Below are 7,255 nucleotides of genomic sequence, written 5' to 3' on the forward strand. Positions count from 1 at the left end.
ATAAGTTGATTTTCCTGACACCTATTAGGTAAGTAGAAGAGCGGACACACCACAAATGAGAATCCCAGGATAATGGCACAAGAACTCGGTACAGCTATTGCGATTTCCAATTTAGATCTGAGCAAGAGCAATCGTCGATCGCCCATTCCCGGTTTACCCGATTGGAGCAAGGCTGGCTATCGGGAAGGACAAGCTCTTCCATCGGACTCTGATATTGCCTACAGGATTACAGCGGATGAACTACGGGAAAAGTACAATGTCATCCCGAATAGCAGTGACAGCAGTGAAGGGCTACAAAAGGCTATCGATTTTGTTAAAGACAATTGGTCTCCAAAGGCTTCGTTTAACAGACTTTGTCTCATTGAATTGCCCTCAGGAACGATCAACATATCCAGACAAATTTATGTGGACGCTAATTATCTGATCATTCGCGGGCAAGGCAATAACCCTTCAAGCCCCACTTCGACCAAAATCGTCTTCCGTCCTGATGAAAACACCCGCTATGACAAACTCTCTGCGGATGGAACCCGATGGGACCAAGATCGAATGCGAATCGAAAATCAAAAGGATGGAAATGGAGGCTGGATCTGGCCTGGACGGGGAGCTTTCCGGGTACAGGTGCGCGACGTGCATGACCGCTATCAAGACGAGCACAAAAATGCCCCAGCTAACCGCAAGGATATCTATGAAGGGAGTGTTAACTTCCATTGGAGAGCAGGACTCGAAGTGCTGCAAACTAATAACTACGCTGCCGAGAGAGGGGACACGGTGATTCCCCTAGATAACTCCGGTCAGAACTCCGACAGGATGTCGAGCTTACAGAATGGAAAGTTTCTTTGGGTACAAGTCCCCATTACTGCGTGGATGTATAAGGCTTGGGGGGCTAAGGCGGGACACTACAAACACTTTTATATGTTTGACCAAGTTTTCAAAATAATAGCAGTGGACAAAGACAATAAGCGCGTGACTATTGACAAGCCGTTGGAATTTCATGTTTGGAAGAATAGTACTATTGACGGCTTTGAATTGATTGGTGATGGTAAGTCGTATGCCAGCAAAGTGACACCGCTCAATATGGTGGAGGGCGTTGGCTTTGAAAGATTTTACCTTACTCAGGATATGACAAATATCCCTAAGCTAGGTGGAGGGATGTATAACCTGAAACCGGAAGATGCGCTCCACAATTACGGTAATCTTGCGCCTGAATACGCTATGCATGGCATCGTGTTTAAGTGGGCTGCCAACTGCTGGGTTAGAAATATTCACACTTTTATGACAGGTTCTCACCCGATAGTCACCGAAGTGGCGAAGAACCTACAAATTCAAAATAATTTTCTGCAAGGAGCTTGGAATAAAGGCAAAGGTGGCAATGGATATCTCCGAGGTAGCCGTGTTTGGGATAGCCTCTACCACAACAATATCCTCCGCGACTTACGTCATTTCACTTTTCAGTGGTCGGCTTCAAATAATGTAGCAATCGGCAATGACCTCGATTGTGACCTCAATTTACATGGCGGCTGGGAGCGTCGCAATCTATTTGAACTGAACACCGTGCGGGTTCCTTATAAACATGCTCCTGGCGAGTGCACTGTTAACTGTGGTGGTGAAGGCGGCGAGCAAGACACAGGTCAGTGGTATCCCATCTGGTGGGGAGCTGGGGAGAAGGCATCCAAGTGGTCTGGAGCCACTGGACCGCAAAACGTGTTCTTCAACAATATCCTACAGAAACAACATAACGGGGATCAGCTAGGAGATGATGCCCCTTATGAGGATTATTCCCACTACTACATTTCAAACGGCAGCAAAGCTCACACTATCTTTCAGTTTGGTTGGGATCGGGACACGCCAAATGGGAGTAATTGGGAGCATTTGTCAAAAGGCGGCGTGAAAATCTCCGACTGGGCTGGGAATGAAACAGTAGACTTCTCGCTTGCTCCGCAGACAGGCATTAACGCACTACGAACTGATTCCAGCGTTTCGCTCTTCTTGAAAGAACACAGACCCAGCCAACCGAGGAATGAGAGGTATAACGAACGTTGTTATTTATGCACACACAATTCTTTTACCAATAAAGATGCTGATTGGATCTTGACATGTCAATCTATGTCAATTGCTAAGCAGCTTAAAGAAGGGGTTAGAGCGCTAATGCTTGATATATATTACAAGGAACCTAGTTCTATGGATGTGATGGGGGCGATTCCGGAGAAAGGAGTATATTTATTGCATGGAGCCGATGGGGTATGGGTGCGTGGAAGTACTTATACTGTACCTTCGCAAAGACTCTATCAAGCATTAAATGATGTAGTACTCTTTATCAAGAGCAATCCAGGACAAATAGTAACTATTTTTTTGGAAGATTACACTAACACTAATGAGCTAAAAGATGAACTTGAAAAAATCGAGGGACTCAAAGAGTTAATATACGATCCAGATAATGATGAGAAGTGGCGCGTAAAAGATAAGAAAGCATGGCCTCTCATATCCGATATGATCGAATGGAATAAGCGATTAGTTATTTTCAGCCAACCCAAAAACCACAATAACGAAGTAGAAAAATTTGGGGTAGCATTCCAGCAACATTACACAAAAGAAAATCACTGGAGTATTGGTTGGTTCGGGACCAAATCGGAATGCCCATCTAGGTGGGACAATGGCAAATACGTAGACGCTGATTATCCCAAATTGTTTGTCTTCAACCATTTCAGAGACCTGCCTGATTATACCAATGCCGTCAAGGATAATGACTATCAAGAAATAATTGAGAGAATAGATAACCAATGCAGTCCTTTAGTTAAACAGCTTCCAAATTTTGTTGCTGTTGACTTCTTTGAACTTCCTCTTAACGAAGCTAATGCACAAAATGCTGTTAATGAACTGAATAGGAGATGGGAAGATTTTAGTCAAAGCTGAGAGCAAATTCATCGAAAAATTCACGTTTGCACTCAGCTTATATGGACATCAAGGTGCTGTTTTAGGGGAAGCATTGTCAGTAAAACTGTTCCTATTAGAATTAAAGTCATATAGGCAATGCCCACTAAAGCCCTACGAAGGTTTTGAGAATTGAGAGCGAGGCAATCGCGCTATTCCCGACGACTTTTTCTGCTCAGGTGTCAGCGCCTTCAATATTGAAGGCTACGTGATGCCAACCTTTACCTCGCTCACTTCATCACCAATTGCTGCCACAATTCCAGTGGCTTCAACCCCAGGAATACAGGGAACGGGAATCGGTGAATTGGGGAAAATGCCTTTGCTACTCAAACCCCCTAAATCAAGATTTATACCCGGTTTTGGCGATTACTGAATTGGGCTTAGTCTTAACAATGGAAAAATTTTGGTCGTTAGTGAGGAGTCAGAAGGAACTGTCCCATTTTTGATGTCTGACTGCTCACTGCCTGTAGGTCTGTAATGACGAAAAATCGTTGTTCGGGATGGCGACTGTCCCATTTATGGTTCAAATTGGGACAGTTGAACTCATACTAGCGAACGTAGAATTGGAAATCAGGACACTCAAAAAAGCCTGAAGGGGTGACAAGAAAGCTGAAGACTTGATAAATCAAGCTTTCTACGCCATAAACCTACGAAAAGATCTCAGCTTATTGACAGGTTTGTTGCGAATGAGAGATTGAGTTTCTGCTCTTGATAATGATAATCATTCGCTAGGGGTGGGAGGGCGAGGTACACCTCGCCCTCCCCGATTGACTTTTTTTATCTTCAAAAAATGGCAGAATCAGAAATCCGCTTGAATCAGAGCCATCGCTCTCAAACCTCTTTGAAAAAACCTGCGCTTATTAGGTCGAATCATCATTAAATCCTTCACCCAATCGCTACATAATTCTAGGGCGGCAATCCACATCTGTCCGTATAAACCCACCCAAAAATTGCTATGCCGTCGTTGAAGTCTTTTCAATTCTTTTAAACGACCTATATATTTTTGCTGTCCTTTAGATTTAATGGATTGACCTTGTAATCCGGCACAAGTATAGGCAAGTGCTATTAAAAGTACTAAGTTGGTTAACCGCTCAACAGAAGCTTTTGAGTTTTCCAAGTTGTAACCCCCACTCTTACAATCACGGAACATAGCTTCAATCCCACTCCGCGCTTTATAAATCTTTAAAGCTGCCTCCAAACTCTTCAAGTTAGTCAGAATATACTATCCTTCATCCTGGCTTTTACCTCGATACTTTCGTTTCCAGTAAGCAGCTAAAGAAAACTGACCAAATCCCTTCTTTTTCGTGAAGTTGACCCCGGTGAAAAATAGCTTCATACCGGGAGCTAAGCCCAGCCCACTCAATTTTTGGTACTCTTGACCCTTGAGCTTAATATAATTCCCCTGCTTTTGGCGTAGTGCGAAGTATACCTTCTTCTGTTTGAGCCAATAAGCCAGCTCAACCGAGCGAAATTCCCTATCTCCAACGACGACAATTTCATAATTCTTGAGCAAGCGTAAAACGGGACGCAGTAGGGCTTGCTGAGTAGCTAAGTTGCTACTGCCATTGTGTGAGAGAAACTGCCAATAGATAGGCCAAGCTCGCTTATCCCAAATCACACTGACGACAAACAAATTATTTTGCTTCCATTGGGTTCTATCTAAGGGAACAATAACTTGAGTTCCGGGTTGGATTTGAGTTAAAAGAATACTCTTAATTAAAGGAAACCATAACAAAGGAATACTTAGCTGCGGTAAAACTAGAAATCTTTGTACATGGCGGCGACGGCTCTCATACAGGATGGGTGAGGGGAAACAGGCTGCTAATCTTTCAATTCGTACTTGTTTATGGAACTGCAACAGCCACACCAGCATTTCTAAGGTTAGCAGTTGAGATGCACTAAGTTGAGACTCCAGACAGTTGAGATACAATTCGGGAAGCATTTTTTGTTGAGCGGTCTTGTTGAAAATAAGGAACCGCTCTTTTTTACCATGAAAGTTAAAGCCGGATTTTAAAAAAGTATGGAGGGAAGGCACAGTATACTGTGCCTTCCCTCTCCTCCCGGAGTGATTATCATTATCGAGAATAGCTAGGTGAGATAGTTCTTTTCAATAAGCCTGTCAATAAGCTCCCATTTTTTTGTAGGTCAATGGGGTAAAAAGCTTGTTTCATATAGTCTTTAGCTTGCTTGTCACCCCTTCAGCAAAAAAGCCTTAATTTGTAAGCTTTTCAGCCTTAACGACCAAAATTTTTCCGTTGCTATAACTAAGCCAATTGGCGATCTAGGAAATTTTAAGCCGTCGCTTGTGTACTTTCGCGCTCTGATTGGCGTTTGTGTAGCAACTGACCCTTCGTCAACGACAACCTAGACCAGCTCGGCAGAAGTAACCCACCAGCCTAGACTGGGGTGAAAATTGGGGTAAACTGCCAATAACCAAATGCTCAAAAAACAAGCAAGTTGACAACTAGAGTCCATGCCCAGCCCCCAAGCGGAAAAAATAATCCTCTCCTCAAGACAACGAACCCTACTCAAACAGATAGTGCGTCGCTCTCGCGTTCCCTTATCGCCTGGTGAGGCGATCGCAGTTGCTCTTGTTGGCTGCCACTGGAGCGAGTAACAACCAGCTCGCTCAAGAGTTGCTTTTTCGTGTGGGGTCAAGTGCGCTTATGGCGAGAAAGATGGCTAGCGGCGACTCCTCAACTGGCAACTGTAGAAGCAGAAAATGGCAGTGACCGAGAGTTGATGGCGTTAATTAGCAGAGTTTTAAGCGATCGCGACCGGACTGGGACTACTAACTACTTCAGTACAGAGCAGGTCGTTCAAATTGTAGCTTAGAAAAGTGAAAGTCCTCAAGCATCGGGCTATCCTGTCAGTCATTGGACTCCAACTGAGTTAGCCGCTGAAGCAATAAAACGAGGGATTGTGGAGAAAATTTCACCCCGAAGTGTCGGTCGTTTTTTACGCATGAAGCTACTCTACAACCCCAGACGCTCGAAGACTCGCTAACGCTTCGCTATCGTCATCGGTATTGGCTCAATGCTAATCCTGACGACCCTGTTGAATTTAGACAACAAGTAACTTACATCTGTCAGCTACACCGAAAAGCCTTGGAATTATTGACGCAAGGCATTCATTTGGTCAGCACCGACGAGATGAGTGGCATCCAAGCCTTGGAAAGATTACATCCGGCTTTACCCATGCGACCAAAACAAGTCGAGCGTATAGAGTTCGAGTACATTCGACATGGCACTCAAACTCTGCTGGCTAATTGGCATATCGCCAAAGGTCAGCTAATTAACCCAACTATCGGTGCTACTCGTACAGAAGAAGATTTCAAAAACCATATTGCTCGAACTCTCGACACTGACCCGGAAGCTGGCTGGATTTTCATTGTTGACCAACTCAACATTCATCAATCCGAATCCTTGGTACGTCTGGTAGCAGAACGCTGCCGTATTGTGACTGATTTGGGAGTCAAGCAAAAAACAGGTATCCTCTTGTTCGTTGAAAACTCGAAAAGCTTTCTTATCTGACTCCAAGCATCGAATTCACTTTGTTTATATTCCCAAACATACATCTTGGCTCAATCAGATTGAATGTTGGTTTAGCATTTTGATGCGGCGCTTGCTTAAGCGAGGTAACTTTACCTCAACCCAAGACCTCAAGCAAAAAATTATTAACTTTATTGCTTATTACAATCGCACATTTGCTAAACCCTTTCAATGGAAGTTTGAGGGTTTCCCAGATGCAGGCTAGGCTGGTGGGTTATTTCTGCCGAGCTGGTCTAGTCATCTACGATGCCCAAAATATGTTTGGCAGGTGTTTCTAGCCTCTCGTTGCTCTAATGTCTGTGGGTTTTGCAACACTGGATGATATCGCAATTGGTTACAGGCAATTCCCAGCCAATCTTCCCATTTGGCTGACCACAAGCGTATCGTATTGTCATCACTGCCACTGGCAAGGATTTTGCCATTGGGGCTTATGGCAACAGATTGGACAGCAAGCGTATGACCAGAAAAAAGTTGCCCAATCGAGTTGCCTGAAGTGTCCCATAGGCGTACTGTTCTGTCCAAACTACCACTGATGATAGTTTTGCCATCGGGACTGAAGACAACAGCGCTGATAGCACGAGTATGACCTGAAAACGGTTGCCCAATTGGGTTGCCCAAAATGTTCCACAAGCGTACCGTTTTGTCGTCACTGCCGCTAACAATCATCTTGCCATCGGGACTGATGGCAACAGCTCTGACCGTACCTGTATGACCTTGTAAAGGTTGCCCAATTGGGTTGCCCAAAATGTTCCACAAGCGTACCGTTTTGTCGTCAC

General features: G+C 44.4%; 9 protein-coding genes. 5 read left to right on the plus strand and 4 right to left on the minus strand.

Translation table 11 applies throughout. From position 1 onward, the window contains the following. The first annotated feature begins 72 nt into the window (after positions 1-72). Positions 73-2,910 (plus strand): phosphoinositide-specific phospholipase C-related protein, encoded by a 2,838-nt coding sequence (locus AC5JL3_RS06915; RefSeq protein WP_496073774.1) that lies wholly within the window; start codon positions 73-75, stop codon positions 2,908-2,910. 222 nt (positions 2,911-3,132) lie between these two features. On the opposite strand, the gene AC5JL3_RS06920 is transcribed toward AC5JL3_RS06915, so the two are convergent. The 3 genes from AC5JL3_RS06920 to AC5JL3_RS06930 form a co-directional block, all read right to left on the minus strand. Continuing rightward, positions 3,133-3,258, minus strand: a complete 126-nt coding sequence (locus tag AC5JL3_RS06920; RefSeq protein ID WP_496073775.1) for an alcohol dehydrogenase catalytic domain-containing protein — start codon at positions 3,256-3,258, stop codon at positions 3,133-3,135. A gap of 469 nt (positions 3,259-3,727) precedes the next feature. Continuing rightward, positions 3,728-4,045 (minus strand): hypothetical protein, encoded by a 318-nt coding sequence (locus AC5JL3_RS06925; protein ID WP_496073776.1) that lies wholly within the window; start codon positions 4,043-4,045, stop codon positions 3,728-3,730. 105 nt (positions 4,046-4,150) lie between these two features. After that, a complete protein-coding gene (locus AC5JL3_RS06930) occupies positions 4,151-4,870 on the minus strand; it encodes a transposase family protein (RefSeq protein ID WP_496073777.1) in 720 nt (239 codons plus the stop codon). A gap of 531 nt (positions 4,871-5,401) precedes the next feature. On the opposite strand from AC5JL3_RS06930, the gene AC5JL3_RS06935 reads away from it, so the two are divergent. The 4 genes from AC5JL3_RS06935 to AC5JL3_RS06950 all read left to right on the plus strand — a co-directional run bounded on the left by AC5JL3_RS06935 (position 5,402) and on the right by AC5JL3_RS06950 (position 6,684). Then, positions 5,402-5,545, plus strand: coding sequence for a hypothetical protein (locus tag AC5JL3_RS06935; RefSeq protein ID WP_496073778.1), 144 nt, complete (start codon positions 5,402-5,404; stop codon positions 5,543-5,545). Positions 5,546-5,574: 29 nt separating this feature from the next. After that, positions 5,575-5,763 carry a hypothetical protein gene (locus AC5JL3_RS06940; RefSeq protein WP_496073779.1) on the plus strand — a complete coding sequence of 63 codons (189 nt, stop codon included), beginning with the start codon at positions 5,575-5,577 and terminating at the stop codon, positions 5,761-5,763. Between the two features lie 272 nt (positions 5,764-6,035). Continuing rightward, positions 6,036-6,461, plus strand: coding sequence for a transposase (locus AC5JL3_RS06945; protein ID WP_496073780.1), 426 nt, complete (start codon positions 6,036-6,038; stop codon positions 6,459-6,461). Beyond that, positions 6,433-6,684 (plus strand): transposase, encoded by a 252-nt coding sequence (locus AC5JL3_RS06950; RefSeq protein WP_496073781.1) that lies wholly within the window; start codon positions 6,433-6,435, stop codon positions 6,682-6,684. Before AC5JL3_RS06945 ends, AC5JL3_RS06950 begins: the two co-directional genes overlap by 29 nt. A 32-nt stretch (positions 6,685-6,716) precedes the next feature. Here AC5JL3_RS06950 and AC5JL3_RS06955 read toward each other — a convergent pair. Beyond that, on the minus strand, positions 6,717-7,255 hold a 539-nt coding region (locus tag AC5JL3_RS06955), incomplete at its 5' end, for a WD40 repeat domain-containing protein (RefSeq protein ID WP_496073782.1).

This window comes from Symplocastrum torsivum (assembly GCF_059505465.1).

Excerpts from the sequence above, each read along its gene's own strand:
- AC5JL3_RS06915 (WP_496073774.1), top strand. The coding sequence starts at position 73 with ATGGCACAAGAACTCGGTACAGCTATTGCGATTTCCAATTTAGATCTG.
- AC5JL3_RS06930 (WP_496073777.1), bottom strand. The coding sequence starts at position 4,870 with ATGCTTCCCGAATTGTATCTCAACTGTCTGGAGTCTCAACTTAGTGCA.
- AC5JL3_RS06935 (WP_496073778.1), top strand. The coding sequence starts at position 5,402 with ATGCCCAGCCCCCAAGCGGAAAAAATAATCCTCTCCTCAAGACAACGA.